The 26,810-nt window shown below is 53.3% G+C and carries 32 protein-coding genes and 1 riboswitch; of the genes, 22 read left to right on the top strand and 10 right to left on the bottom strand.

Features of this window, described 5'->3' with window-relative positions; all coding sequences use genetic code 11:
• The 14 genes from rplR (at position 1) to trhP (ending at position 10,209) form a co-directional block, all read left to right on the top strand.
• On the top strand, positions 1-351 hold the full coding sequence (rplR, locus tag M0220_RS06700) for a 50S ribosomal protein L18 (RefSeq protein WP_009723890.1): 351 nt from the start codon (positions 1-3) through the stop codon (positions 349-351).
• An 11-nt stretch (positions 352-362) separates the two neighbouring features.
• Positions 363-863: a 30S ribosomal protein S5 gene (gene rpsE / locus M0220_RS06695; protein WP_007111990.1), complete on the top strand. Its 501-nt coding sequence runs from the start codon at positions 363-365 to the stop codon at positions 861-863.
• A gap of 6 nt (positions 864-869) precedes the next feature.
• Entirely contained in the window at positions 870-1,052 is a 183-nt protein-coding gene (rpmD, locus tag M0220_RS06690; RefSeq protein WP_009723888.1) for a 50S ribosomal protein L30, read from the top strand.
• A gap of 3 nt (positions 1,053-1,055) precedes the next feature.
• On the top strand, positions 1,056-1,490 hold the full coding sequence (gene rplO / locus M0220_RS06685) for a 50S ribosomal protein L15 (protein ID WP_030074208.1): 435 nt from the start codon (positions 1,056-1,058) through the stop codon (positions 1,488-1,490).
• Entirely contained in the window at positions 1,491-2,822 is a 1,332-nt protein-coding gene (gene secY, locus M0220_RS06680) for a preprotein translocase subunit SecY (RefSeq protein ID WP_030074207.1), read from the top strand. It begins immediately after the preceding gene.
• A 28-nt stretch (positions 2,823-2,850) separates the two neighbouring features.
• The gene (rpmJ, locus tag M0220_RS06675) at positions 2,851-2,964 is read left to right on the top strand and encodes a 50S ribosomal protein L36 (RefSeq protein WP_009099023.1); all 114 of its coding nucleotides are present in this window, start codon (positions 2,851-2,853) and stop codon (positions 2,962-2,964) included.
• 123 nt (positions 2,965-3,087) lie between these two features.
• Complete coding sequence (rpsM, locus tag M0220_RS06670; RefSeq protein WP_030074206.1) at positions 3,088-3,444, top strand: 30S ribosomal protein S13; 357 nt, start codon at positions 3,088-3,090, stop codon at positions 3,442-3,444.
• Positions 3,445-3,496: 52 nt separating this feature from the next.
• Positions 3,497-3,883 (top strand): 30S ribosomal protein S11, encoded by a 387-nt coding sequence (gene rpsK / locus M0220_RS06665; RefSeq protein WP_027337525.1) that lies wholly within the window; start codon positions 3,497-3,499, stop codon positions 3,881-3,883.
• 12 nt (positions 3,884-3,895) lie between these two features.
• Positions 3,896-4,516 carry a 30S ribosomal protein S4 gene (gene rpsD / locus M0220_RS06660; RefSeq protein WP_030074205.1) on the top strand — a complete coding sequence of 207 codons (621 nt, stop codon included), beginning with the start codon at positions 3,896-3,898 and terminating at the stop codon, positions 4,514-4,516.
• A gap of 125 nt (positions 4,517-4,641) precedes the next feature.
• On the top strand, positions 4,642-5,637 hold the full coding sequence (locus M0220_RS06655; RefSeq protein ID WP_009723881.1) for a DNA-directed RNA polymerase subunit alpha: 996 nt from the start codon (positions 4,642-4,644) through the stop codon (positions 5,635-5,637).
• A gap of 39 nt (positions 5,638-5,676) precedes the next feature.
• The gene (gene rplQ / locus M0220_RS06650; protein WP_030074204.1) at positions 5,677-6,063 is read left to right on the top strand and encodes a 50S ribosomal protein L17; all 387 of its coding nucleotides are present in this window, start codon (positions 5,677-5,679) and stop codon (positions 6,061-6,063) included.
• Between the two features lie 264 nt (positions 6,064-6,327).
• Positions 6,328-7,680 carry a serine hydrolase gene (locus M0220_RS06645; protein WP_264019201.1) on the top strand — a complete coding sequence of 451 codons (1,353 nt, stop codon included), beginning with the start codon at positions 6,328-6,330 and terminating at the stop codon, positions 7,678-7,680.
• A gap of 99 nt (positions 7,681-7,779) precedes the next feature.
• Positions 7,780-8,655, top strand: a complete 876-nt coding sequence (locus M0220_RS06640; RefSeq protein ID WP_264019003.1) for a DMT family transporter — start codon at positions 7,780-7,782, stop codon at positions 8,653-8,655.
• Positions 8,656-8,844: 189 nt separating this feature from the next.
• Entirely contained in the window at positions 8,845-10,209 is a 1,365-nt protein-coding gene (trhP, locus tag M0220_RS06635) for a prephenate-dependent tRNA uridine(34) hydroxylase TrhP (protein WP_264019002.1), read from the top strand.
• A 72-nt stretch (positions 10,210-10,281) separates the two neighbouring features.
• Here trhP and thiE read toward each other — a convergent pair whose 3' ends face one another.
• The 4 genes from thiE to M0220_RS06615 all read right to left on the bottom strand — a co-directional run bounded on the left by thiE (position 10,282) and on the right by M0220_RS06615 (position 12,817).
• Positions 10,282-10,902, bottom strand: a complete 621-nt coding sequence (gene thiE, locus M0220_RS06630) for a thiamine phosphate synthase (protein WP_030074200.1) — start codon at positions 10,900-10,902, stop codon at positions 10,282-10,284.
• Positions 10,892-11,701, bottom strand: coding sequence for a hydroxyethylthiazole kinase (gene thiM, locus M0220_RS06625; RefSeq protein WP_264019001.1), 810 nt, complete (start codon positions 11,699-11,701; stop codon positions 10,892-10,894). Before thiM ends, thiE begins: the two co-directional genes overlap by 11 nt.
• A 26-nt stretch (positions 11,702-11,727) precedes the next feature.
• Positions 11,728-11,823: riboswitch (TPP riboswitch) on the bottom strand.
• 120 nt (positions 11,824-11,943) lie between these two features.
• Positions 11,944-12,288 carry a hypothetical protein gene (locus M0220_RS06620; protein WP_030074198.1) on the bottom strand — a complete coding sequence of 115 codons (345 nt, stop codon included), beginning with the start codon at positions 12,286-12,288 and terminating at the stop codon, positions 11,944-11,946.
• Positions 12,289-12,442: 154 nt separating this feature from the next.
• A complete protein-coding gene (locus M0220_RS06615) occupies positions 12,443-12,817 on the bottom strand; it encodes a DUF2237 family protein (protein WP_030074197.1) in 375 nt (124 codons plus the stop codon).
• Between the two features lie 244 nt (positions 12,818-13,061).
• Between M0220_RS06615 and gloA the strand changes: the two genes are divergently transcribed.
• Positions 13,062-13,595 (top strand): lactoylglutathione lyase, encoded by a 534-nt coding sequence (gloA, locus tag M0220_RS06610; RefSeq protein ID WP_264019000.1) that lies wholly within the window; start codon positions 13,062-13,064, stop codon positions 13,593-13,595.
• A gap of 1 nt (position 13,596) precedes the next feature.
• Positions 13,597-13,962, top strand: a complete 366-nt coding sequence (locus M0220_RS06605) for a DUF6164 family protein (RefSeq protein ID WP_030074195.1) — start codon at positions 13,597-13,599, stop codon at positions 13,960-13,962.
• On the opposite strand, the gene M0220_RS06600 is transcribed toward M0220_RS06605, so the two are convergent.
• The 5 genes from M0220_RS06600 to M0220_RS06580 form a co-directional block, all read right to left on the bottom strand.
• A complete protein-coding gene (locus M0220_RS06600) occupies positions 13,943-14,638 on the bottom strand; it encodes a cupin domain-containing protein (protein ID WP_030074194.1) in 696 nt (231 codons plus the stop codon). The genes M0220_RS06605 and M0220_RS06600 overlap by 20 nt on opposite strands.
• A 139-nt stretch (positions 14,639-14,777) precedes the next feature.
• Positions 14,778-15,836: a metal ABC transporter solute-binding protein, Zn/Mn family gene (locus M0220_RS06595; RefSeq protein ID WP_264018999.1), complete on the bottom strand. Its 1,059-nt coding sequence runs from the start codon at positions 15,834-15,836 to the stop codon at positions 14,778-14,780.
• Positions 15,837-15,863: 27 nt separating this feature from the next.
• Positions 15,864-16,754 (bottom strand): metal ABC transporter permease, encoded by an 891-nt coding sequence (locus M0220_RS06590; RefSeq protein ID WP_264018998.1) that lies wholly within the window; start codon positions 16,752-16,754, stop codon positions 15,864-15,866.
• Positions 16,738-17,472: a metal ABC transporter ATP-binding protein gene (locus M0220_RS06585; RefSeq protein ID WP_264019200.1), complete on the bottom strand. Its 735-nt coding sequence runs from the start codon at positions 17,470-17,472 to the stop codon at positions 16,738-16,740. The genes M0220_RS06590 and M0220_RS06585 overlap by 17 nt, the downstream gene beginning before the upstream one ends.
• A 340-nt stretch (positions 17,473-17,812) precedes the next feature.
• On the bottom strand, positions 17,813-18,475 hold the full coding sequence (locus M0220_RS06580; RefSeq protein ID WP_030074190.1) for a hypothetical protein: 663 nt from the start codon (positions 18,473-18,475) through the stop codon (positions 17,813-17,815).
• Positions 18,476-18,635: 160 nt separating this feature from the next.
• Between M0220_RS06580 and cas3 the strand changes: the two genes are divergently transcribed.
• Positions 18,636-21,311: a CRISPR-associated helicase Cas3' gene (gene cas3 / locus M0220_RS06575; protein WP_264018996.1), complete on the top strand. Its 2,676-nt coding sequence runs from the start codon at positions 18,636-18,638 to the stop codon at positions 21,309-21,311.
• A 5-nt stretch (positions 21,312-21,316) separates the two neighbouring features.
• On the opposite strand, the gene M0220_RS06570 is transcribed toward cas3, so the two are convergent.
• Positions 21,317-21,748, bottom strand: coding sequence for a DUF29 domain-containing protein (locus M0220_RS06570; protein WP_030074188.1), 432 nt, complete (start codon positions 21,746-21,748; stop codon positions 21,317-21,319).
• Between the two features lie 88 nt (positions 21,749-21,836).
• On the opposite strand from M0220_RS06570, the gene casA reads away from it, so the two are divergent.
• The 5 genes from casA to cas6e are packed head-to-tail and all read left to right on the top strand — an operon-like array spanning position 21,837 to position 26,805.
• Complete coding sequence (gene casA / locus M0220_RS06565; protein ID WP_264018995.1) at positions 21,837-23,540, top strand: type I-E CRISPR-associated protein Cse1/CasA; 1,704 nt, start codon at positions 21,837-21,839, stop codon at positions 23,538-23,540.
• Positions 23,540-24,205, top strand: a complete 666-nt coding sequence (casB, locus tag M0220_RS06560; protein WP_264018994.1) for a type I-E CRISPR-associated protein Cse2/CasB — start codon at positions 23,540-23,542, stop codon at positions 24,203-24,205. Before casA ends, casB begins: the two co-directional genes overlap by 1 nt.
• Positions 24,206-24,262: 57 nt before the next feature.
• Entirely contained in the window at positions 24,263-25,354 is a 1,092-nt protein-coding gene (gene cas7e, locus M0220_RS06555) for a type I-E CRISPR-associated protein Cas7/Cse4/CasC (RefSeq protein ID WP_264018993.1), read from the top strand.
• Between the two features lie 9 nt (positions 25,355-25,363).
• Entirely contained in the window at positions 25,364-26,116 is a 753-nt protein-coding gene (cas5e, locus tag M0220_RS06550; RefSeq protein WP_264018992.1) for a type I-E CRISPR-associated protein Cas5/CasD, read from the top strand.
• Entirely contained in the window at positions 26,116-26,805 is a 690-nt protein-coding gene (gene cas6e, locus M0220_RS06545; RefSeq protein WP_264018991.1) for a type I-E CRISPR-associated protein Cas6/Cse3/CasE, read from the top strand. The genes cas5e and cas6e overlap by 1 nt, the downstream gene beginning before the upstream one ends.
• Positions 26,806-26,810: the final 5 nt, after the last annotated feature.

The raw sequence follows: 26,810 nt of genomic DNA, 5'->3' as shown, positions 1-26,810 counted from the left end.
ATGAACGCGAAGAAAGAATCTCGTCTCCGTCGTGCCCGCCGCGCTCGCGCAAAGATCCGCGAGCTGGGCGTGTATCGCCTGTGCGTCAACCGTACTCCGCGTCACATCTATGCGCAGATTATCTCGCCGGATGGTGGCAAAGTGCTAGCCAGTGCTTCTACGCTGGACAAAGCACTGCGCGAGGGTGCGACTGGCAACGCAGAAGCCGCCTCTAAGGTTGGCGCTCTGATTGCTGAACGCGCTAAAGAAGCAGGCATCACCCAGGTGGCCTTCGATCGTGCTGGCTTTAAGTATCACGGTCGCGTTAAGGCTCTGGCCGACGCCGCTCGTGAAGGCGGCCTGGAATTCTAAAGGGTTTTACGATGGCGAAGAACGAACAGCAAAGCGGTGATCTGCAAGAGAAGTTAGTGCAGGTTAACCGCGTCGCCAAGGTGGTCAAAGGTGGTCGTATTTTCGGCTTCACCGCGCTGACCGTCGTTGGTGATGGTAAAGGTCGTGTCGGTTTTGGTCGTGGCAAGGCGCGTGAAGTGCCGGTCGCGATTCAGAAAGCGATGGATCAAGCTCGTCGCAACATGGTCAAGGTCAACCTTGCAGGCCATACGCTTCAGTACCCGGTAAAAGCCCGTCATGGTGCTTCCAAGGTGTACATGCAGCCGGCTTCTGAAGGTACCGGTATCATCGCTGGCGGCGCTATGCGCTCTGTACTAGAGCTTGCTGGCGTCCATGATGTACTGGCCAAGTGCTACGGTTCCACCAACCCGGTTAACGTGGTACGGGCGACTGTTAAAGGTCTCTCCTCCATGCAAGCACCGGAAGACGTGGCCGCTAAGCGCGGTCTGTCTGTCGAAGCGATCACGGGGTAAGGCACCATGGCAGCAACGATCAAGGTTACCCAGATCCGCAGCACCATCGGCGTTTTGCCCAAGCACAAGGCTACTATGAAAGGCCTGGGTCTGCGTCGCATCGGTCACACGGTTGAGCTGGAAGACACCCCTGCCGTACGCGGCATGATCCACAAGGTTAACTACCTTGTGCGCGTTGAGGGAGAGTAATCCATGAAACTCAATACCCTGAGCCCTGCACCGGGCTCCAAACACGCTGAAAAGCGCGTTGGTCGTGGTATCGGTTCCGGTCTTGGTAAGACCGGCGGCCGTGGCCACAAAGGTCAGAAATCTCGCAGTGGCGGCAGCGTCAAGCCTGGTTTCGAAGGCGGTCAGATGCCACTACAGCGTCGTTTGCCGAAGTTTGGCTTTACGTCTGCTAAGTCGCTGGTATCTGAAGAAGTACGTCTGGCTGAACTTGCTAAGGTTGCTGGTGACGAAGTCACTATGGAAACTCTGAAGCAAGCCAACGTGCTGAAGGATGCGACGCTTCACGCGAAGATCATCCTTTCTGGCGAACTGAACAAGGCGGTTACCGTTCGTGGTATCAAGGTCACCAAAGGTGCCCGTGAAGCGATCGAAGCCGCCGGCGGCAAGGTAGAGGACTAAATGGCCAAGTCAGGAAATATGCCGGCGATGGGCAGCGGTCTGAGTGAACTGTGGGCGCGTTTGCGCTTCGTACTCCTCGCCATCGTGGTGTACCGTATTGGTGCCCACATTCCCGTTCCCGGTATCAATCCTGACCAGCTTGCTGCCTTGTTTAGGGAGCAACAGGGCACCATCCTAGGCATGTTCAACATGTTCTCAGGTGGCGCCCTGGAGCGTATGAGCGTCCTCGCCTTGGGCATAATGCCCTACATTTCGGCGTCGATTATCATGCAGCTCATGACTGCAGTCTCTCCTCATCTTGAGCAGCTCAAGAAAGAGGGTGAGGCTGGCCGCCGCAAGATTAGCCAGTACACCCGCTACGGCACGGTGATACTGGCTCTTGTCCAGGCGACCGGCATGTCGGTCGGTCTGGCTAGCCAAGGCATCGCATACAGCGCTGACTTTAGCTTCTATTTCACCGCCGTGATTACGTTTGTGTCAGGTGCGGTGTTTATGATGTGGCTAGGTGAGCAGATCACCGAGAAGGGTATTGGCAACGGTATTTCGCTGCTAATCTTCGCGGGGATCGTTGCTGGGCTGCCCAGTGCCGTCGGGCAAGCATTCGAGCTTGCTCGTAATGAAGGGGCCTGGAATGTTCTTCCGCTGTTAGCGCTGTCAGTGCTAGGTATTGCTACCGTTGCATTTGTGGTATTCATCGAACGCGGTCAACGCCGTTTGAAAGTGAATTACCCTAGGCGACAGGTTGGCAATAAGATGTATGCAGGTCAAAGCAGCTATTTGCCTTTGAAAGTGAATATGGCTGGTGTTATTCCAGCAATTTTCGCCTCCAGTATTTTGCTCTTCCCGGCCTCAATTGGTCAGTGGGTTGGTGCTGGCGAAGGAATGGAGTGGTTGCAGCGTGCATCACAAGCGTTAGGCCCTGGCCAACCGCTTTACATCTTGCTTTTCGCGGCGGCAGTGGTATTCTTCTGCTTCTTTTACACAGCGCTGGTCTTCAACCCCAAGGATGTGGCTGACAATCTCAAAAAGTCAGGCGCTTTCCTGCCGGGCATTCGCCCCGGCGAGCAGACCGCTCGCTATATCGATAAAGTAATGACTCGTCTTACTTTGTTCGGTGCCTTGTATATCACTGCGGTTTCCTTGATGCCCCAGTTCCTGATAGTCGCTTGGAACGTGCCGTTTTTCTTCGGTGGTACCTCGCTTCTAATCGTGGTTGTGGTCATCATGGACTTCATGGCCCAGGTGCAGTCGCATCTCATGTCGCATCAATATGACTCGGTGATGAAGAAGTCCAACCTGAAAGGCTACGGTAGCGGCGGCATCACGCGCTGAGGCGCGCCGTTGCGATTTGGAGAGAACGATGAAAGTTCGAGCTTCCGTAAAGAAGATGTGCCGTAACTGTAAGATCATTCGTCGCAATGGCGCTGTCCGCGTCATTTGCATCGAACCGCGGCACAAGCAGCGCCAGGGTTAATTCCTGGGTTGTTTTTAAGCGGGTGCCGGCATACCCCTTGCCATAAGGCTTATAAAGGGGTATGCTGTTGCGCCTTTTGTAGATGAATAAACGAGCAAGCCGCTCAAATTTCGGAGTAAGCTGATGGCCCGTATTGCAGGCGTCAATATCCCGGACAACAAGCATGCGGCGATCTCGCTGACCTATATCTTCGGGATTGGCCGTACCCGCGCACAGCACGTTTGTGCTGCTGCCGGTATCGCGCCTACTGCCAAGATCCAGGATCTATCTAGCGATGAGCTTGATACCCTGCGTTCTGAAGTTGGCAAGTACACCGTAGAAGGCGACCTTCGTCGTGATGTTACGCTTAATATTAAGCGTCTCATGGACTTAGGCTGCTACCGTGGTCTGCGTCATCGTCGTAGTCTTCCGCTGCGTGGTCAGCGGACTAAGACTAACGCGCGTACCCGTAAGGGCCCGCGTAAGCCGATCCGCAAATAATACGCAGGCTCTTTAATAGAGAGTTGACGTAAAGACAGGAATAGACATCAACATGGCTAACCCGCGTAGTAACCGTAAAAAGGTTAAAAAGCAGGTAGTGGACGCCGTAGCGCACATCCACGCTTCTTTTAACAACACGATCGTGACGATCACAGACCGCCAGGGCAATGCTCTTTCATGGGCAACTGCCGGTGGTTCGGGTTTTCGTGGTTCTCGTAAGAGCACCCCGTTCGCTGCTCAAGTGGCAAGTGAACGTGCAGCAACTGCTGCAGCCGAGTATGGTGTGAAAAACGTAGACGTGCTGGTCAAAGGCCCCGGTCCTGGCCGTGAATCCGCTGTGCGCGCTCTCAATGCCGCCGGCTTCCGCGTGCAAAGCATCATTGACGCGACGCCCATTCCCCACAATGGCTGCCGTCCGCCTAAGAAACGCCGCGTTTAAGGAGACAGATTCATGGCTCGTTATATTGGACCGAAGTGCAAACTGTCTCGTCGTGAAGGCACCGATCTCTTTTTAAAGAGTGGCGTGACTCCCTTCGAGAAAAAGTGTAAATCCGAGCAAATCCCGGGTGTACACGGCCAGCGTCGTCAGCGTCTTTCCGACTACGGCTTGCAGCTTCGCGAGAAGCAAAAAGTACGCCGTATGTATGGCGTACTCGAAAAGCAGTTCCGCAACTATTACAAAGAAGCCGCTCGCCTGAAAGGTGCGACTGGTGAAGTATTGTTGCAGTTGCTTGAATCCCGACTGGATAACGTCGTCTACCGCATGGGCTTTGGCTCGACTCGCTCTGAAGCGCGTCAGCTGGTCAGCCACAAGGCGATTTCTGTGAACGGCCGTACTGTTAACGTTGCTTCTTATCAAGTGAAGCCCGGTGACGTTGTAGCTGTTCGCGAAAAGGCGAAGAACCAAGCACGTATTCAACACTCGTTGACCATTGCGGCCAACCGTGGCGACATCGCTTGGATCGAAATCGACGCCAAGAAGATGGAAGGCACTTTCAAGGCTCTGCCTGAACGCGGTGACCTGACTGCCGACATCAACGAAAACCTGATCGTCGAGCTGTACTCCAAGTAAGCAGTTTGATTTACATTTCTGCTTCTTGAGACCTGGGCGGGGTAGCAAAGCTAACCGCCCAGATGCTCTTGAGTAGTGTGCTCTAGAGTACTCAGTATCCGTTTGGCAGCCTGAAAGGTGTTCATATGCAGCGTTCAGTGACAGAGTTTCTTCGCCCTCGCGACATCAAGGTCGAAGAAATCAGCGCACATCATGCCAAAATCGTTCTCGAACCGTTCGAGCGCGGCTTTGGTCACACCCTGGGGAATGCACTTCGTCGCATTCTGCTTTCGTCTATGCCCGGCGCTGCCGTGGTAGAGGCTGAAATTGCCGGTGTAGAGCACGAATACAGTGCACTCGAAGGGGTGCAGGAAGATGTCATCGAAATCCTCCTGAACTTGAAAGATGTTGCGATCAAGATGCACAGCCGCGACGAGGCGGTGCTCTCGCTGAACAAGCAGGGCCCAGCTGTCGTCACCGCTGGCGACATTGCGCTTGATCATAGCGTCGAAATCGTCAACCCGGATCACGTCATTGCTCATGTCAATGAAGGTGCCGAGCTGAAAATTCAGCTTAAGGTAGCGCTGGGTCGTGGTTACGAACCGGCTGACGCTCGTGGCTCTGATGAGGAGACACGTGCAATTGGCCGCCTGCAGCTGGATGCCACCTTCAGCCCTGTTCGGCGTGTTTCCTATTCGGTTGAAGCCGCTCGTGTTGAGCAGCGTACCGACCTCGATAAGCTAATTATCGATCTGGAAACCGACGGTACACTGGATCCGGAAGAGGCTATCCGTCGCAGTGCGACCATTCTGCAAGAGCAGCTGGCCGCCTTCGTCGACCTGGAAGCTGACAAAGAACAGGAAGTCGAAGAGGAAGAGGATCTTGTTGATCCTATCCTATTGCGCCCCGTAGACGATCTTGAGTTGACAGTTCGCAGCGCTAACTGCCTAAAAGCCGAGAATATTTATTATATTGGTGATCTGATCCAGCGCACTGAAGTTGAGCTGCTGAAGACACCTAATCTTGGTAAAAAGTCTTTGAATGAAATCAAAGATGTACTGGCAGCGCGTGGCTTGTCCCTCGGTATGCGGCTGGAAAATTGGCCACCCGCTAGCCTGAAGGACGACAAGGCCTCCGCGTGAGTGTCGACTCGAGTCCCAGTTTGGTAAGGAATTACAACCATGCGTCATCGTAAGAGTGGTCGTCATCTGAATCGTACCAGCTCGCATCGTCAGGCCATGTTTAAGAACATGTCTGTCTCGCTGGTCGAACATGAAGTCATTAAGACAACCCTGCCTAAGGCCAAGGAACTGCGTCGCGTTATCGAGCCGCTGATTACCTTAGCTAAGCAGGATAGCGTTGCAAACCGTCGTTTGGCATTTTCCCGTACGCGCTCTAAAGAAGCCGTCGGCAAATTGTTCAACGAGTTAGGTCCGCGTTATGCCGAGCGTCCGGGTGGCTACATCCGTATTCTCAAGTGCGGTTTCCGCACAGGCGACAACGCACCTATGGCGTTCGTTGAGCTAGTAGATCGCCCGGTTGTTGAAGAAGCAGCGGCAGAAGAGTAAGTTTCTCTGCGTTGTCACTCAGCAAGAATGAAAACCGACCCCCTTAGGGTCGGTTTTTTTTGGTCTATTCATTGTGTTTCCAAGCGATATACTGCTTAGTTAATTCACTTGCCGAGTTACCGTGCTAGTCTTAGATCGTTAAAGTGTGCTAATCAGGACATTCGCAGGCAAGGCGACATCACGCCAAATAAGAAAGGGGCATGTATGGCAACAAGGGGAATGTACTCAACAAAAGTCGCGTGTTGGTGGCTTCCATTGTCTCTGATGGTATTGCTGTTGGGGATTGCGACAGCTGCCCAGGCAAATCCGCGCTATGCGGGTATCGTGGTAGATCTGGAAAACGGGGAAGTTTTGTACGCCGAGAATGCCGATGAGCGTCGCTATCCTGCATCGTTAACCAAGATGATGACGCTGTACCTTACGTTTGAAGCATTGGAAAGCGGCGAACTTCGTTTAGATCAGCCGCTGCCGGTGTCTGCTCAAGCTGCAGCAATGCCAGCCACTAAATTGTGGTTATCGGCAGGTAGTACTATTCCTGTAGATACTGCTATACGTGCGTTAGCAGTGCGGTCAGCGAATGATGTCGCTGTCGTAGTAGCCGAAGCGTTAGGAGGAAGCGAACAACGCTTTGGGGCAATAATGACAGATAAAGCTCGTGAATTGGGAATGAATGCCACTACCTTTCGTAATGCCTCTGGTCTGCCTGATGATCAACAGGTAACGACTGCTCGAGATATGCTGACCCTCTCCGTTCGAGTGATGAAAGACTTTCCTCAGTACTATCACTATTTTGGGCTGCAAGAATTTACTTATCGCGGTACCCGCCATACCAGCCATAACCGTTTAGTGAAAAACTACCCAGGGGCAGATGGCCTTAAAACCGGCTTTATCCGTGCATCGGGTTTTAACGTGGCGACAACGGCTGTTCACGACGGTCGTCGTTTGGTGGGAATTGTAATGGGGGGCTTTAGTGGGGCGTCTCGAGATACTCATATGGCTAACCTATTAGACCGTAGCTTTGCACGTGCAGCCCTACGAGACCAGCAGACATGGCTGGCGAATACCAATTTTTCTAGCGAATATATGGCTTTTTCTGGTCCTGTTGCTCGCCCCCTTTCTCGGCCTGTAACAACGCCACCTGCAGCTAGTCGTCCCGTACTGGCGAGTGACGGCACTACTAGGAATGATTTAACCGCGACCAGGTTGTCCCCTTTACCAGCTTCTTCTACGCCGTCTGTCGAAGTTGAAGAGCGCCTTTCACGCTCAATGGAAGAAGCGGCGGAAGCATCTACAACCAATGCCCCAGACCCACTTGCTGCTTTTCTTGAACGTGAGCGAGAGCTTGCCGGAGTGCCCCAGGGAGCAATCTCCTCAGATAGCTGGGGCATTCAGGTAGGGGCTTTTAGCCAAGCGGCACGCGCTGAGCAACTGGCACGTCAAGCAGCTCAACGACTACCCCATGAAGTGGGTGGACGTGTTGCTATCGATGCGCTAGAGGGCCAAACAACAGTATTCCGCGCTAGGGTCGTGGCACTGGATGAACCGCGTGCAAGGCGTGCCTGTAGGTCGTTAAAGGCGCAGGGTATGGAGTGCATGGTGGTCAACGCAAGCTTATAAAGCCACACGACAATCGCGACCCCGCCAGTGTCCCATTGGCGGGGTTTTTTATTAGTGTTGAATTCCGCTAGATAGTGTCTGGAAAGTAAGGAGAGCATCGTGACTACGTCGTTAAAAGGCATTCTCTGTATGTGCTTGGGGGTGCTGTTCTTAGCGTTGGGTGATGCGGTGTCGAAATGGCTAGGTGAAGTGCATTCGCCGTTACAGATTATTTTCTTTCGTACCTTAGTGTCATTACCGTTAATTGCACTCTTGGCTTATTTCTCAGGTGGATTACGCAAGCTGCGTACCGCGCGGCCTCGTGTGCATTTGTTAAGAGGGCTAATTTACACTGCCACCATGGTCTGCTTTGTTTGGGGGCTAACGCTGATGCCGCTTGCCGAAGCCACAGCGATTGCATTTGTAGCGCCGTTGTTTGTCACGCTGCTGTCGGTGCCACTGCTTGGTGAGCGTATTGATCCACCGGTACTGATAGCATCGTTAGTTGGTTTTGTTGGTGTATTAATCGTGGTTCGCCCAGGTGGTGGCGCGTTTCAGGTGGGCGCGCTGACCCTTCTGGGGGCGGCAGTTTTCTATGCATTGCTGATGATTACTGCGCGTCGCTATGGTGCTCGGGAGCACCTATGGGCAATGGTATTTTATATGACGTTAGTACCTTTTTTACTGACAACTATTAGCTTGCCCTGGGTGTGGCAGACCCCGCAGCCCTGGCACTGGTTGGGTTTTTTAGCCGCCGGTGTATTAGGTATCGGAGCCACCGCATTTATTACCTTAGCCTTTCGCTTTGCCCCAGCGGCTATTGCAGCACCGTTTGATTACACGGCCATGCTGTGGGCGGTACTGTTGGGTTGGTGGTTCTGGGGAGAACTGCCTGACCTATGGGTATGGGTGGGCAGTGCGCTGATTATGGGCAGCGGGCTAGCGATTGCCTACCATGACCGCCGTACGACGCTGAAGCGTCGCCCAACTGCGTAAACGTGTTGGCCGCTGGGTGAGCAACAGCGTTGTTACCTCTAAGGGTTATCAAACAACTGATTACGGCTACTTTTTGATCTGGATCATCAAAGTTGGTAGCTGGGCAAGACAGAGGGCTTGAGCTGGTTATAATCCGCCACTCTCATCATAAGCGCTCCTGCGCCATCGTCCTGACAACGGTGACTATCTATGCAAGCTCCTGAATTACTCTCGCCTGCCGGTACTTTTAAAAATATGCGTTACGCGTTTGCCTATGGGGCTGATGCGGTGTACGCAGGTCAACCTCGCTATTCACTTCGGGTGCGCAACAACGATTTTAAAGTCGATAATTTGCATCGTGGTATTGACTACGCCCACGCGCGAGGCAAGAAGTTCTACGTTGCTTCTAACATTGCCCCACATAACAGCAAATTGAAAACGTACCTGCGGGATATGGAGCCAGTCATTGAGGCGGGGCCGGATGCGCTGATCATGTCAGACCCGGGACTGATTATGATGATTCGCGATCGCTGGCCGGATCAAGAGATTCATCTTTCGGTGCAATCTAACGTGGTGAACTGGGCCGCTGCGCAATTCTGGCAGCGCCAAGGTATCAGCCGCATTATTTTATCTCGGGAGTTATCCCTTGAAGAAATAGGTGAAATTCGTGCCGAGTGCCCTGGCCTAGAGATCGAAACCTTTGTTCACGGTGCGCTATGTATCGCTTATTCTGGGCGCTGCCTGCTATCGGGCTATTTTAACCACCGTGACCCCAATCAAGGTACCTGCACCAATGCATGCCGTTGGAAGTACAACACGATAGCGGCTACCCAAGATGAGACAGGCGACCTGATACCTGCCGGTGTTAGCACGTCTGCCGCCGACCAAGACGAGCTCTCGGCGCTAATTGAAGACGTTACTCGCCCCGGTAAATTAATGCCGGTGTACGAAGATGAACACGGCACCTACATTATGAACTCGAAGGATCTGCGTGCGGTACAGCACGTAGCGCGCCTGACAGAAATGGGTGTGGCATCGCTAAAGATCGAAGGGCGGACAAAGTCCCACTACTATGTTGCACGCACCGCACAGGTTTACCGCCGAGCAATTGACGATGCCGTGGCTGGCCGTCCCTTTAATATGGGGCTAATGGATGAGCTTGAAAACCTAGCCAACAGGGGGTACACCGAAGGCTTCTATCGGCGCCATGTACACGATGAATTTCAGAGCTATGAGCAGGGCAGCTCTATCGGTGTCCACCAACAGTTTGTCGGTGAAGTATTGGGCTACGATCCCGTGCGTGGCTGGCTAGACATTGAGGTGAAAAACCGCTTTGAAATAGGCGATGGCATGGAGCTGATGCTGCCAAGTGGAAACCACCGTTTTGTGCTTGACCATATTGAGAATACCCGCGGCGAAGCCCAAAAGGCCGCTCCTGGCTCTGGGCACCGGGTACGTATCCCAATGCCAGGCGTCAGCATCCCTCCTGAACAGCTAGAGTTTGCGCTTTTAATGCGCGACCTCAAGCCAGCAGGATCTATTGCCGCGGTTCAACTCGGCGTACCTGCTGCTTAAATTATCCTTAAGATCACGCACAGTTGTTGCGTGGTCTTAAGAGACCCGTTAAGAGCGTCGTTAGGAAGATGGTTACAAGCGGTCGTGGAAAAAGGCCTGCGCGGCTAAGCGTGGGTCTGGCTGACCACAAATAGCAGAAATAACCGCAATACCGTTTGCCCCAGCGGCTTTCACTTGAGCCATGTGTTCAGCTTTTAGTCCACCAATCGCGACACTGGGGAGTTGGCAAGCATTAGCAAGCCATGCCAGCCCATCAAAGCCAATTGGCTGGGCGTGATCTTGTTTGCTGCCAGTTGCAAAGACGGGCCCTAAACCGACGTAATTGAGCAGTTCGACGGGAGCTTCCTGAAGTTGGGCAGGGGTGTTAATCGAAAGCCCAATAATGGCGTGCTGGCCGAGAGTGTTTCGCGCTTCTTGAACAGCCGTGTCGCTTTGCCCGACATGTAAGCCATCAGCTTGGCTGGCTAACGCCACGTTCAGACGATCGTTAATAATCAGTGGAACGCCACTACCTGATAACATCGCTTTGAGGCGTTTGGCCTGGGCGATCATTTGCTCGTCACTCGCGTATTTATCGCGTAGCTGCACCATGGTAATGCCGCCTTGTATAGCCGCTTCGACCGTCTTTTCAAGGCCAAATTCGGCGCATAGCTCAGCATCAGTAATGAGATAGAGCGAAAGATCAAACGGCATGCACTGCCTCCAATTGAGCAAAAGTTGAGAGATCGTCGGGCGTTAACTGATAGAGCGTATCCAACAGCGCCACCTGGAAACTACCAGGGCCTTGAGCCTGCTTACCTGCGCGACTGCCCGCTATGCTAAAACATGCTAAGGCGGCCAAACTGGCCTCCAACGGCTGCTCGTGATTGGCGGCCACAAAGCTTGCCACTAGCGCACTCAGTCCACAGCCTAAGGTAGTCACGCGGGGCATTAACGGGTGACCACCTTTAAGCCGATAATGATGGGTGCCGTCAGTGATGACATCTGTCTCACCGGTAACCGCGACGACGCAACGATGTTGTTGTGCTAGCGCAATGGCTGCGGTCGTGGCTTCTTGAGAACTGGTGGTGGCATCAACGCCTCGCCCCAGGCTAGCCAAACCGTTAAGCGCTTGGATTTCCGAGGCGTTGCCGCGAATAACGCTGGGTTGATAAGTCAGCAGCGTCTTGCACAAACGCTGGCGAAAGGTGGTGGCACCAACCGCAACAGGATCGAGCACCCATGGAATATTGTTTTGCTGGGCGGTGCGCGCAGCGATAACCATGGCGTCAGCCCAAGGGGAAGAGAGGGTGCCAATATTGATCGATAGCGCGCCAGAAATAGCGGTGAATTCAGCCACCTCTTCTTGCGCATGTAGCATGGCAGGGGATGCGCCTGTCGCTAATAGCAAATTAGCGGTGCTGTTCATCGCCACGTAGTTGGTAATGCAATGTACCAGTGGTGTCGCAGCGCGCAGAGCGATGAGGTAATCGCCGAGTGGGCGTGAAAGCATAATATCCTCCCGGCAGGGGGAGGTGGTGCAGCCGCACCACGACTCCCTACGCCGGCGTTATCCGGTTCAGGTTCAAAGGGTGCTTCTCAGCCCATTAGTCATGGGCGCCCCTGTCGTGGTAGTACTATCCTTGGCTTAGATCAATCTGTAAAGCCTGAGGGCTTTCGCGCTACTAACTGTCTTAGCTATTAACAGACTACCAGTTAGCTATTAGCTAACAGTTAGCTATTAGCGAAGCGCGATTAGCGAAATGCGATACGTGTACCGTAAGTTAACATTTCATCGGGAGTTATCGCTTTTCCTTCGACACCAATCATTTCATCGCCACACTGGTCTGCAAAGGTAAGCACGCCATGAGTAAGGCCTAATTGGCCTAGAGTATCGCGAATTTCACCAGTGCCCAAAAAGGTACTGACATGGCCTTGGGCATTGGTTAAATCAGAGACACCGTTAGCGTGATGGAAGCGAACTTTATAGATGCCATCCATGGATTCGACTTCCACAATAGGCGAAAAGCCATTCTGTATGGCGCGGGCCAACTGCTTGAGTGTTAGATGGTCGCCGAGGGTCATATCAATCGCAGTCATGACAAACTCCAAGTGGATACCGTTAGTAAGGCATCACAGTGTTCTCTAGAGGAATGCTACAAGCGAAGTTAGTAAAGGTAATTAAGTTTTGTAAAAATACACACTAGAGTGTAGAAGGTTTGCATAGAAATTCCAGGATTCGAAGCGAAAGCACTTAATGAACAGCATCCAGTGCATGCTGCTGCAGCTTGATGAATGGAATAATCTCTAATGTTTTCTCATGAGTGCCAGACAATAACACTGGTGGAGCCAAGCCAACTTGTGCAGCTTCCTGCCAACGGTTGGCACAGACACACCAGCGGTCGCCGGGCTGCAGGCCTGGAAACCCATATTCTGGGCGTGGAGTCACTAGGTCGTTGCCTTGAGCTCTTGAAAACGTTAAAAATTCTTCGGTTACCATCGCGCATACTGAGTGCGTACCGACATCATCGGGCCCTGTACGACAAAAGCCATCGCGGTAAAAACCGGTTTTAGGGTCATGGCAGCAGGGCGTTAATGGTTCACCTAGCACATTGCGATCACGAGACATAGTGGCTCCTCTGGCATAGGGCGGGCTAAGCTAAGGGCTAGCTAAACGATGCCCACCTTTTAAATAGTGAAACAGCATGATGAGGTAAGGTAGTGCATCAGGTGCTGATAGACTACGTACGTAAAAGCTTACGTACTTAAAAACGTCTGTACTTAAAAGCTTACGAATTATTGAAAGTGGTCAAAGTTTTGTACAGGTTGTAGGGTTCGTCAACGTATTTTATGAATATGAAATAGGAGAGGTTATGTCGTTTCAAGGCGAACAACATCCCGGTGTCGCATCCGCTGCGCCGCAAACCCAAGGGTTTCGCTTAAATCATACGATGCTGCGGGTAAAAGATCCCGAACGCGCGCTAGCGTTTTACTCCACGGTCTTTGGCATGCAGGTGCTACGTCGATTGGATTTTGAAGAGATGCAGTTTTCGCTCTACTTTCTAGCCAATATGGAAGACAGCGATAATGTACCGGAAGACCTTCAAGCCCGTACTGCTTGGACCTTCAGTCAGAAAGGCTTGTTAGAGTTAACGCATAACTGGGGCACCGAGGATCAGCAAGATTTTGCCTATCACGACGGTAACGCAGAACCCCAAGGGTTTGGTCATATTTGCTTTAGCGTGCCTGACCTAGAAGCCGCTCAAGCATGGTTCGACGAGCATCAGGTGACGTTCGTTAAGCGCGCGGATCAGGGCAAGATGAAAGACGTTATTTTTGTCAAAGATGCAGACGGCTACTGGATCGAGGTGATTCAGGCAGACCGTATGGCTGATAAGGGCGACTAACATGGCCCACTTGCTGTTTCGGTTGCGCCACGTGACAGATGAAGAAGCGATGGAAGTACGCCAGCTGCTAGATGAGCAGGGCTTTGATGTGTATGAAACCCAGGCGGGGTTTTTTCGCCTGGGTGTCGATGCCATTTGGCTGCGTAACACCGCACAACGCGAGGCTGCCGAAGCAGCGTTGGCAGCGTATCAGGAAAACCGCCAAGCCAACGCACGGCGCGCCCATGAAGAAGCCGTTGCTAGTGGCAATGCCCCTACGTTATGGCGGCGCTTTCTCGCCCACCCCGTGCAAGTCTTATTGGTGATGGTTGCCGTGATACTGATTGCGTTATTGACGCTGCTACCGTTTATTGGCTTAGTAAATTAGCGGCGGCTAAATGGCCGCGCTTTAAATAAAGCTGCACGCCTTCGCTACCTGCTTGCAACTGAGGTGCCGCACCCACCGGGAAGCGACACCAACTGCCAGTCGCGTACTCCTGCCCATCACTAAGAACAGCACCTTCCAACACAAATAGCTCTAAACCGCCGCTAAGCGTTGGATAAGACACCGTTGTATCGGCCTCCCAGCGTTCTAGGCTGACTCGTTCAGGACCGTACTGTTCTGAGCTATAGGTGTGTAGCATTTTATAAGTAATGCCAGGCCGCCGGTCGGGTTGCCAGGGAAGGCGATGGGCAGGCACGGCCAGCTGAAGAAGATCATCTTCATCAAACTGGTGTAGCTTAACCAGAATAAGTGCGCCTTCTTCGCCTATTTGCGGGGTATGACCAGTGCCAATCGGGTTGCGTAAGTAGCTGCCTGCCGGATAGCGGCCATGCTCATCGGCAAAGACACCTTCCAGCACCAAAATTTCTTCACCACCGCCGTGAGTATGACGGCTGAACTGGCTGTTCGGCGCGTAGCGCACTAGGCTAGTAGCTCTGGCGACTTCGTCGCCAATGCGGTCCAGCATCATGCGCTCTACACCAGCACTGGGGGAGTCCACCCAACGATACTGATCCGGTGTGACACAGGCAAAGTGGCTAAAATCGGCGTTCAGTCGCATGGTGTTGGCTCTTTACAGGGGTGAAAATTTGCAGAGGTGAAAATTCGCAGCAGTAGTGCAAGTCTCCCCATCCCCAGGGCAAAATGCAACGCAAAAAAATACCGTCTGCTTGACGGTATTCAAATGTTTACATTTTATCTTAATGAGCATGACCATGATGGTCGTGGTCGTGGTCGTGGTCGTGGTCGTGGTCGTGGTCGTCATTAGCTTGACCCGCCTCGGCCAGAGCCGCGTGCAACACCTTGGCGTTATGACGCATCATGCCCAGGTAAGTGCTGGCGTCGCCTTCACTGGCCAGCGCATCAGCATATAGCGTGCCAACAATCGGCAGGCCAGTTTCTTCGGCAAGCTGATTAATGATCGCTTGGTTGGTCATGTTCTCATGAAATAGTGCCTGCACGTTTTCCTGTTCGATGACATCCACCAGCGCAGCCATGCTAGCGCCGCTGGGGTCAGCTTCAGTAGACAGTCCGACAGGAGAAAGAAAGCTCACCCCATAAGCATTTGAAAAATAGCCAAACGAATCGTGGCCGGTAATCACGCTGGCAGATGCCGGAATGCCGCTTAACAAATCGCGAATCTCGCTATCCGCCTGCTCTATCTCTGCTAAATAACGCTCAGCATTCGCTTGATAACTATCGGCATTAGCGCTGTCAGCTTCGATCAAGCCATCGCGAATATTGGTAACGTAGACCTTTGCTTGACGTAGGTCCTGCCATGCATGTGGATCATCATCGCCGTGGTTATGTTCACTGTGATCGTGCTCGTCGTGCCCATGGTCGTCATGCCCGTGCTCGTCGTGCCCGTGCCCATGGTCATCATGACCCTCTTCTTCATGACCATGCTCGGCAAAAGCTCGGGGTTCAAGGCCTGTCGTTGCCATAACCAGTGCGCCCGAATAGTCGCTCGATTCAATCAAGCGCTCCATCCAGCCCTCAAATAACAGCCCGTTAAACACCACCATATCAGCGCCAGCCAGCGCGCGGGCATCGCCTGGGCTGGGCGAATAAACATGAGCATCGCCGTCAGGGCCGACAAGCGATGTAACTTCGACATGTTCGCCGCCCACGTTTTCGACCATATCGGCCAAAATAGAGAAGCTGGTCACCACCTGAACACGATCGTTAGCCATTGCCGCAGGCAGTGCCAGCATGGCTGAAACGCCTACCAACCAGCGCGATGAAGAGAAAAGCGACATACAACGCTCCTTCAAAAAGATAAAAAGTTATGACGACTGTTCAAGCGCTAGCGGCGTTGTCTTACGCCGCAGCTTCGCGGCTAAGCTGTGATAGCGGCCGAACAGTGCCGACAGTAGATAGCCCAACCCCGCCAGCAAAATAATGCTTGGCCCAGAGGGGGTATCAAGGTGGAACGAAATCAATAAGCCACCGGTACTAGCGATCATGGCTAAGACCACGGCAATGCCGATTAAGCCTTCCAGCCGTTTACTCCAAAACCGTGCTGCTGTAGCAGGCAGCATCATTAAGCCCACCGCCATTAACGTGCCCAATGTTTGGAACCCCGCAGTTAAATTCAGCACCAATAGTCCTAAAAAAACACTATGTACCCAGCCACTGCGGCGGCTTTGCCCGCGTAAAAACAGGGGGTCTAAACACTCCACGACCAACGCCCGGAAAATAATCGCCAGAATAATCACAATCAACGTGCTGATAGAGGCAATGAGCAGTAGCGCTGTGGAGTTAATCGCCAAAATTGAGCCGAACAGCACATGGGTTAAATCCACACTGCTGCCACCCATAGAAATAAGTAATACACCGGCCGCTAGCGAAATAATAAAAAAGCTCGCCATCGCCGCATCTTCCCGCTGGCCGCCCATTTTCGACACAGCTCCAGCAAGTAAGGCCACCATCACGCCGAACAGAACACCGCCGACGCTCATCACCGGCAGAGAGAACCCTGCGAGCAAAAACCCCAGTGCCACACCAGGCAAAATAGCGTGCGCCATGGCATCGCCAATCAAGCTCATGCCCCGTAGCACTAAAAATACGCCCAACGGAGGGGCAGCAAGCGACAGGGCTAAGCCACCAACGACAGCACGACGCATAAAGCCATAATCGAAAGGTGCCACAAACCATGCATCAAGCAGTGCCAGCATGACGACCTCCCAAAGAAAACGGCACCACCTGTGCTGGTGCATGTTGGTGGTTAAGCGCGCTAGGCGCGACCCAGCGCCCATGCCCACCACTTAACATCAACACTTCATCGGCTAGGCGGCTTAGGTGATCCATATCGTGCAGGACCACAATGATGGTTACGCCTTCATCGGCCATTTGACGCAAGCTGCGAATTAAAATATCCACCGTATCGCTATCCACATTGGCAAACGGCTCATCCAGCAGTAATAGCTCGGCTTCCTGCATCAACGTACGGCCAATCAGTGCCCGCTGGCGCTGACCACCAGAAAGCTCACCCAAAGGGCGGTGAGCCAAATGCGAAATACCCAAGCGCGCCATGATGTCGCGGCCCTTGCGATAATGCGCTGCGCAGTAGCCTTTTAACGCCCCATGGCTTGGCCAGCTGCCGGTCATTACCAACTCTTCAACGCTCATCGGAAAAGTCAGGTCTAACGCCAACTGCTGGGGCAACCACGCACGGCGTGCTTTATCGATCGTGCAGACTACTTCACCACTAATAGGACGTAGCTCACCCATAATCGCCTGGATCAACGTACTTTTACCCGCCCCATTCGCGCCAATCAGCGCCGTAATAGCACCGGGCTTTATATCGCCATCAACATGCTCAAGAACCGTGCGTCCGCCCTGGGCAAGGTGCAAATCATGCAACTGCAAGCGTGAAAGTGAACGTTCACTCATAGTGGCCACCCGCTGGCCCACACCACTAAACCCCACAACCCCAGCAGCGGGAGTGCCACTAAACCCAACCGCTTCGCGGCAGATAACGACATCAACGAAAAATGACAAGGACCTTCCTTGTTATGGCGATGCATATGCTCACTCATTGAGTGTCCTCGCTAACCAATAAATAAGTTATAACATAACAATTGGTGAAACCAAAAAAGAGGCCAATATTTTACGCGCTCCTGGTGTGCTGACAATCCTGCTGCACTGACAATGTTAAATCGACTGGCAGTACCCCGTGCGTGAATCAACGTGTCTCTTACTATCACCATGGCATACGGCGATCACGTCGCGGCTAATAGCGCCACGTAGCACCAATTTGCTGTGGGGAGATCAATAATGCGTATTCGCCATCCAGCGTGACAGGGCCAACCGAGAGGCGAGCAGGCTGAAAGCGGTTAATTGCACTGGAGGCCTGGTTGGGCTGCGTCCAAATCTGCAGCTCATTGATCAGCATACCGGTGGCAAAGTTCACCGCGCCATCGCGTTCACGGCCATCGGCGGCAATGACCGCGCCCGCCACGCTATTCACCAACAGCGAACTAAGGCGCGCCTCAAACCCACGGCGTTCACGCTCCGCCTGGGCAAGCTGTAACCCCAGCGCCTGCACGCCGCTCAGCTCGCCACGCGCTTTCAAACGCTCGTACTCAATCAATGCCGCCTGATGTGGCTGCCGATCCGTGAGCATTCCACCCAAGGCTAAAGCCGACTTCACCACCCCAACCCGCGCATCAAAGCGGTCATTGCGGCTACTCGCCTCGCTCGACTGGTAAGCATCAAAGGCAAGGCTCGTCGCATAAATCCCCGTCCACCCCGCATCCCACCACGCCGCATGGTGTGCCCCGTTTTCAAACACATCGTCATACATTGTCCAGTCAGTAGACGACTGCGCCTGAGCTTGCGTAGACAGCGTAAATAGCACCAGCGCAGAAGCCGCCCACACACGAAACATCGGCATAGCAAATTACCTAAATAAGAAAAAGTAACGTAAAGCGTAGCACGTCACGTGCAACGAGATGGCGTGGTGTTGAGGAGCGCTAAGTATGACTAAGGTCAATAGCGAGGGTGAGTAAAGAATGGTTAGATGGAGGGATAGACAAAGGCGCAAGGAGGCAGCAGTGACTTACTACCGCTACTGGGGTAAAGCGCAGGCCAAAGGGCAGGCTGTTGAGTGCCACCTATTGCCTTATCACAACCTCGATGTTGCTGCTGTGGGTTGGCTATTGCTTTCGCCTGATAGGCCGCTGACGCAACGCTTGGCAGCACAACTAAGTCTTAAACCTGAAGCGCTGCGCCAGCTATTGGTTTTTTGGCTTGGCCTGCACGATATCGGTAAGTTCTCACGAGCTTTTCAAGGGCTTTTTACATCTTCAGCAAATCAAGATTTGGTACCGCCAATAGCACAATGTGCCTATACGCAGCGCCATGACCGCTTAGGCGCAGTGATTTGGGAGGCTAAATGGCATGAATGGTTTGAAGACGGCACGCTACGATGGCCTGCTGGATTTAGCCGTATGGAGCGCAAGGCGCTACGCGCAGCTTTGCCTGTCCTCACACCGCCTTTCTTCGGCCATCACGGCCAGCCTGTTGAGGCAGGAAAAGTTGATGTAGAGGCATTCTTTTGCCGTGATCAACACGCAGATGACGTGGAGGCAACGCGTCAGTTTATTGCTGATTGGGCCGACATTGTCCCGCCAGATTGGCCCACCGAGCAGCTGTTTTCTGAAGAGTGGGTTTATGCGCTGCAAACCTTAAGCTGGTCAATTGCAGGCTGGGCAACATTAAGTGATTGGTTAGGTTCTAATCAGGATCACTTTGCTTACCACCAAATGAAGATGCCACTTACTGATTACTGGCAAATTGCGTTGGCTAACGCAGAGCGGGCACTGCAAGAAACAGGATTTAAACGCCTCCCTGAGCCACTTCCTTACGCGGGTATGGCAAGCTGGTTTGGCCAGCAAACTGTCACGCCTACCCCTTTGCAGCACGCAGCGGAAACGGTGGCAATTACCGATGGGCCACAGCTGTTTATATTGGAAGATGAGACAGGTTCAGGGAAAACAGAAGCTGCCTGCATTCTTACCCAGCGCCTGTTGGCAGCAGGTCATGGCGATGGGCTTTATTTTGCACTGCCTACAATGGCCACTTCTAACGCCATGTATGCACGGCTAGGCAATTTACATCGTCGATTTTACACCGCTGAATCAATGCCTTCTTTTGTTCTTGCCCATGGGGCGCGGGATTTAAACGATGATTTTATGGCAGCGGTTGCGGCGCCTCATCCTGGCGATCTTGATTACACCAGCAGTGAGCTCTCAGCGACCAGCCGCTGTAATCAATGGCTAGCGGACTCGCGTAAAAAAGCCCTGTTGGCTGAAGTCGGTGTCGGCACTATCGATCAGGCGCTGATGGCTATTTTGCCATTTCGTCATCAGTCACTGCGATTGTATGGGCTGGCGCGCAAGGTGTTAGTGATTGATGAAGTGCATGCCTACGACAATTACATGCAGACGCTGCTAAGCCAGCTACTAAGCTACCATGCTCGGCAGGGCGGTAGCGCTATTCTGTTAACCGCGACGCTTCCCCGCGCTATGCGCAGTGACTTGATGGCTGCTTGGCAAGCAGGACTTGGCCAGTCAGAAACAACGCCACAAAAAGATGATTTTCCGCTTCTGACTCATGTGAGTGAAGGGCAGCCGCTAGAATTGCCGCTTGGCTCACGCAAGGAAGTTGCTAGAAGCGTAGAGGTTGATTGGCTAACCGAAGAAGAGCAGGCCATTGATGCTGTGCTGGCGGCAATAGAGGCCGGTGAGTGTATTGCCTGGGTGCGCAATACCGTTGATGACGCTATTCGCGCGTTTGAAGCGATTGCTGCCCGCCATCCTGACCCAGAGCACTGCCTGCTATTCCACAGTCGTTTTGCCATGGTGGATAGGCAGCGCATTGAATCTCAGGTCATTGAGCGTTTAGGCAAGGATTCGACACCCGACATGCGCAAGGGCCAGGTGTTAATCAGCACGCAGGTATTCCAGGAGTCCCTGGACTGTGATGTGGATGTGATGGTCAGCGATATCGCACCCATTGATTTACTTATCCAGCGGGCTGGGCGTTTGCAGCGCCATCAGCGTGGGTTGCGCTGCCCACCACGGCTTTTAGTTCTGGCACCGCCATGGTCAGATGACCCCGATGAAAAATGGCTGCAGCGAACACTGCCAGGTACTCAGGCCGTTTACCGCGACACCTCGCTGAGCTGGCTAACCCAGCGAGTATTGCGCCACCTGGAAGCGATACGTCTACCCGAAGAGGCGAGAGAGCTTATTGAAGGCGTTTACGGCCGCGTCGCTGACGTTATTCCTGATGGTCTTCAGACTGCTCGCTATGAGCAAAAAGGCATGCAGAGAACGGCTGGTTCGATGGCGACATTCAATGCACTTGATCTTGAAGAGGGCTACGTCAAAAGCGATCAATGGCAGGAAGAACAAGAGATAGGCACACGCTTGATGGATGAGCCAACCATTAATGTCGTGCTGTTGTCATTCTCTGACGGTGACGAGCTGGCGCTATGGGCGGGAGAGGGCCGCCATGCTGATATGCTCAGCCAGGTGAAGCTACGCCAAAGCCAGGCTACCAAGTTGGCAGCGTTGCCAAGCCGCTATGAAAGCCAGTGGCTTACCCTTCAAGAGCGCTATAAAGTGCTGAAATATACTCAGCCCTGGCTGCCTAATGATGACCCGGATTGTGGCTATGATACCCAATGGGGCGTTCGGCTCGGCGCTAAAGAGCAAACGTCATGAGTCGTTCAGTGTTCGCTGGGCTGAAAGTTGATGGCTTCTTCAAAACTGTACAGGCACGGCTCGGGAAAGTCTTGCGGCTCGCGGTCTGTTTCGATGGCCGCCGCTCGACGTGCATCTTCATAGGCTTCATTCATCAGATCAGGCAGCGATGCTTTCAAGCTAGGGTTGTCTTTCAACAAACGGTTTACCTTGCTTTGCGCATCCTGAATTGTCAGCCGCCAGCTGCGCGAGCGCCTGTCCGGCTGGTGATCCCATTTCAGCAGGTGCATCAGCAAGCGGGCCAGCTGACTGATCAAGGCGCGTCGCTCGCTTTTTCCCATGCTTTCAATCTCCTCAGCGAGATGCTCAAGATCCAGCTTATCCACTTTTCCAGCCCGCAGCAGCCCCGCCTGTTCAAGCGCCCAGGCGTAGGCATCCTGTTCATAATGAATCGCCATTGTCCTGATCCTCCCCGTCTGCTGACTGATTCCCACATGTTTCAGTGTAAACCAAGCAATAACACCAGACGACACTATCGAGGTGTACATGAACCTACTTAACGATCCCTGGCTACCTTTTCTGCTGAAAAGCGGTGAGGTGGACTATCGCGCGCCCTCAGCGCTGGCTGATCCTGACGTCATCAATCTTGCTCTACCGCGTGCGGATTTTCAGGGGGCTGCTTACCAGTTTCTGATTGGGTTGCTGCAAACGGCACTGTCGCCGAAAACTCATGACGATTGGCTTGATCGATTGCTTGAACCACCCAGTGTTGCAGCTTTGGATAAAGTATTTGAGCCTTTCAATAGTGCTTTTGAGCTGGATGGCGACGGCCCTCGCTTTATGCAGGATCTTGACCCGCTGGAAGATGTTAAGAATGCCACTGTCAGCGGCCTCTTGATTGATGCACCCGGTGCGAACGGCATTAAGAACAATACCGACTTCTTTGTTAAACGCGGCCGCGTTGACGCGATGTGCGATTCTTGCGCAGCCATAGCGCTTTACACTATGCAGATTAACGCCCCCGCAGGCGGCGCCGGTATTCGCGTGGGCCTACGGGGCGGAGGCCCGCTGACAACATTGGTCATGCCTGAGTTGTCCACAGCCCGCTTGTGGGAGCGGCTGTGGCTAAACGTCATTACGCAGAAAGAAGCCATTCAGAAAGGACAGCAGTGGTCGACACCGCATCCAGAAGAGCCTTCGCTATTTTTCTGGATGGCCAATACGCGGGTAAGCGATAAAAAAGGCACTGAAGTGCTACCTGAAGACACCCACCCACTACACGCTTACTGGTCAATGCCGCGCCGTTTTCGGCTCCTGTTTGATGAAGCTGATGAATGTACATGCGATATCTGCGGGCGTAAAACGCAGCGGTTGGTACGTGAATTACGCGCCAAAAAACAGGGGGCCAATTACGATGGCCCCTGGCTACATCCGCTGACGCCTTACCGACGCGACCCTAAGAAACCCAATGAGTTGCCGCTATCCAGCAAAGGCCAACCCGGCGGGCTGGGTTATCGGCATTGGTCTGGCTTCGTGCTCAATGATGAAGATAACAGTGGCGCGATAGCGGCGGCGGTGCTGAAAAGCTACATCGACAGCAAGCAGCCGCTAGTAACGCAAGAGCGTCGTTTCGACGATAACATCCAGGCACTGCTGAGAGAGGCCCGCCTATGGGTCTTTGGCTACGACATGGACAACATGAAGCCGCGGGGTTGGTACAGCATCGAAATGCCGCTGGTGGAAATTCCACAAGGCCAGCAGGGAAAATTGCGTGCATGGATACAACAACTGACCGAGCTTGCCCGCAATATCGCCTGGATGGTACGCACTCAGGTGAAAAATGCCTGGTTTTCGCGCCCGTCAGATGCCAAGGGCGACATGAGCGCTATTGATAGCCAGTTTTACGATGCGACTCAAGCAGTGTTTTTCAAAGCCTTGATAGGGCTTCAACAGTCATTACAAGATGCCCCTTCTGCGCCGCATATCCCTTCCAGTGTTGCTGAGAACTGGTACTTCGCCTTGAAGTATGAGGCCATGCGTGTGTTTGAAGATCTGGCGCTCAGCGGTGCCCATGAAAGCATGGATCTTGAACGTGCCACCGCCGCTCACCGGCAGTTGCAACACTTTCTGAGTGGCAAGAGTAAAGGCAGCAAAGTGGTCAGTGATTTTATCAAGCAGGGAAGTTTTGACCCATCCGCGAAGGCCAAGCGTAACGCGACCTCTGCTGCAACAACGACAGGAGACGCCTGATGAGTGATGTAGTAACGCCGGAAACATCCGAAAAAGAAGAGTTATTGACCGAGGCGGAGAAAAAATCGCTGGTGGCTTTGACGTATGCCGAAGCTGCCGCTTTACGCCGTTGGTGGCAGCGGTTAACGCTACCCCCGCACGAGCTGTCAAAACTGACCAAGCAGCGGTCGTTGCCACGTGGAGTCGGCGCAGTACTGCGCCGCTGTGATAGCGCCGATGCGGCAATGCTAACCCAAGGCTTTCGTGAACTATGGGCAGCGCTGCCGGAGGCTACGAAGCAAACGGATTACCGCGCTGAAAAGCTACAAGTATGGTCTTGCATCGCGTTGATCGTCGCAGAGCTCCGCGGCGAAAAGGACGGTATCTCATTAGCTACGCGCCTTGGCCAGCAAAAAGACTCGACCGATAAAGCCTTGATGAGTGAACTGCGCTTTCAGCAGCTGCTTTCCTGTCAAACTCCTGAAGAGTTTATTCAGCGCTTACGCCGTGCGCTGGCGTTGGCTGATAAGAAAGACGTCAGCGTCGTCCTGCTAGCAAGCGTTATATCACTCTGGTGGCGCGAGCATCGTGGGCGTTTGTCTGCCAAGCCGACGCAACGGCTCGGTTTTGTATTAGCGAACGACTATTTTGCCGCAACGTCTCGCTACAGCCATCGCGGCGACTGATTTAAAGCCTGATTTTTACATCTTTAGCGCATCTTTAACTGACTGTCGGAGCTATCCATGAGCCACTTTATTCAGCTGCACCTGCTAACCTCTTACCCACCTGCCAACCTGAACCGTGATGACCTGGGACGCCCTAAAACAGCATTGATGGGTGGTGCAAAACGCCTGCGTGTTTCTTCTCAAAGCCTGAAACGTACCTGGCGTACCTCTGCGCTATTTGAAGAAGCTCTGGCCGGGCATGTCGGTACCCGCACCAAGCGTTTAGGCAAAGAAGCATATGATCAATTAATCGAGAAGGGCGTTGATCAGAAAACGGCAGGTGCTTGCGCAGAAAAGATTGCCGGTGTGTTTGGCAAGCTTCGCAAAGTAGAAAAAGGTGAAGCCAAAGAGTTTGAGATTGAGCAGTTAGTCCACGTTGGCCTGGAAGAGCGCCTAGCGATCAGCGAGCTGGTAGAAAAACTGGCGGAAGAAAAACGCGAGCCCAACGATGATGAACTAAAGCTCTTACGCCACAAACCTGCCGCTGCTGATGTGGCACTGTTTGGCCGCATGCTGGCCGCTGTTCCCGAGTATAACGTCGATGCCGCCTGCCAGGTCTCTCACGCCATCACTGTGCATGCTGCCGAAGTGGAAGATGATTACTTCACGGCAGTCGATGACTTGAACACGGGTGATAAAGACCGTGGTGCTGCCCATATCGGAGAATCCGGCTTTGGTGCGGGGCTGTTCTATCTGTATATCTGCATCGACCGCCAACAACTGGTAGATAACCTGCAGGGCAACAGCGCACTAGCCGATCAAGCGATTGCGGCCCTGGTGGAAGCGGCTGTCAAAACTTCCCCCAAAGGTAAGCAAAACAGCTTCGGCTCCCGCGCCCATGCGAGCTATGTGCTAGCTGAAAAAGGCAATCAACAGCCACGTTCGCTTTCTACTGCCTACCTGCGGCCTGTGGTGGGTCAAAATCAGGCGCTTGACGCTATTAAGCGCATAGAAGCGCAAGCCAATGCGTTTGATAACGCCTACGAAGCAGGCGCTGACAGTCGATTTGTCATCAGTGCCGAACCTGACTATGAACAACCTCAACTAAAAGGTGATGTTAAGAAAGGCACTCTGACGGAGCTACTTGGCTTCCTGAAAACTGACCAATAAGGGGGCGGCATGACCGACTATCTTATTTTTCGGCTTTATGCGCCGCTGGCCAGTTGGGGCGAAGCGGCCGTTGGTGAAACGCGCCCAACGGCGACTTATCCTGGTAAAGGCGCCGTCCTTGGGTTGCTTGGGGCAGCGTTGGGCGTACGTCGCGATGACGACCAGGGCCAGGCACAGTTACGCGAAAGCATTGCCATGGGCGTAAAACAGTACACCCCTGGCCTGCTGATGCGTGATTACCATACGGTGCAGGTGCCCGCCTCACAATCAAAGGTGAGTTACGCCACCCGCAAAGAAGAGCTTAGCGGGCCGCGTGATGCGCTGAAGACGATACTATCCAGCCGTGACTATCGCTGCGATGGTCTATGGACAATAGCTATATGGCTAACGCCAGCGGCCAGCCTGACGCTGGCCGAGCTTGAGCAAGCGCTGAAAACGCCCCACTACCCGCTTTATCTAGGGCGTAAATCCTGCCCACCCGCTGCGCCGTTGGCACCTCAGCGGCAGCAGTGCAGCACGCTCAAAGAAGCACTTGATGTGGCATTTCCTGCACTGGCGTTCAACGGTCAAGAAGACAGAATGGTGCTTCGCTTTCCTGAGGAAGCTTTATATGCCTGGGAGGGTGAAGCCAGTAGGTTAGATGGTGATGGCCAAGCGGCAGAGTACAACGATGTGTGGGATTTACCGCTTAATCGCCGCCGCTGGCAGTTTGGCCCACGGTTGGAGTTTCGCCGTACCCAGTCGAACGAGGAGGCGAGTTAATGTATCTCTCACGCGTGCGTATCGACCTGAATGGACTGCCTCGAGAAAAGCTGTTTGATGTGATGAACGCTGAAGCTTACACGGCACACCAGCTCTTATGGCAGCTCTTCCCAGATTATGAAGGGGCTCGACCATTTATTTTCCGACAAGAAATGGAAGATGCCGAGGAGGGTAGAAGTACCAAAGGGTTACCGCTGTTTTACGTTCTTTCAGACCGTGAGCCTACCTCGGTGACGGGTCTGCTTAACGCCGAGAGCAAACCCTTCACACCAGAGCTCAACGTTGGTGATACGCTAGCATTTCGCCTGCGTGCGAACCCCACTGTAGCAGTTCCCATTCCTGGAAAACGTGGCCAGCGCGCCGATGTGCTGATGGCAGCCAAAAAGCCATTTCCACCGGGGCAGCGCACCAGCCAAGCCTGTGTCGATGCGATGAATGGTAAAGCCCGTGAATGGCTCGAAAGCCGCGCTGAAACATGGGGCTTTCGATTGCCAGTTACGCCAGAGCTCGGTGCTTATCGCCAACATGTGCTGAATAAAGGTAGCGGAAAGCCGGTTCAGTTCTCTACGGTGGATTACGAAGGTCTGCTGGAAGTTACTGACCCAGAAAAGCTGATTGACACCATGGCTCAGGGTATTGGGCGGGCCAAAGCGTTTGGCGGTGGTTTGTTACTACTGCGCCGTCCTTAGGAGAC

The organism is Halomonas qinghailakensis (assembly GCF_025820815.1).
In the GTDB taxonomy this organism is placed as follows: Bacteria; Pseudomonadota; Gammaproteobacteria; order Pseudomonadales; family Halomonadaceae; genus Vreelandella; species Vreelandella qaidamensis.
This window is presented reverse-complemented; position numbering and strand designations above follow the sequence as displayed.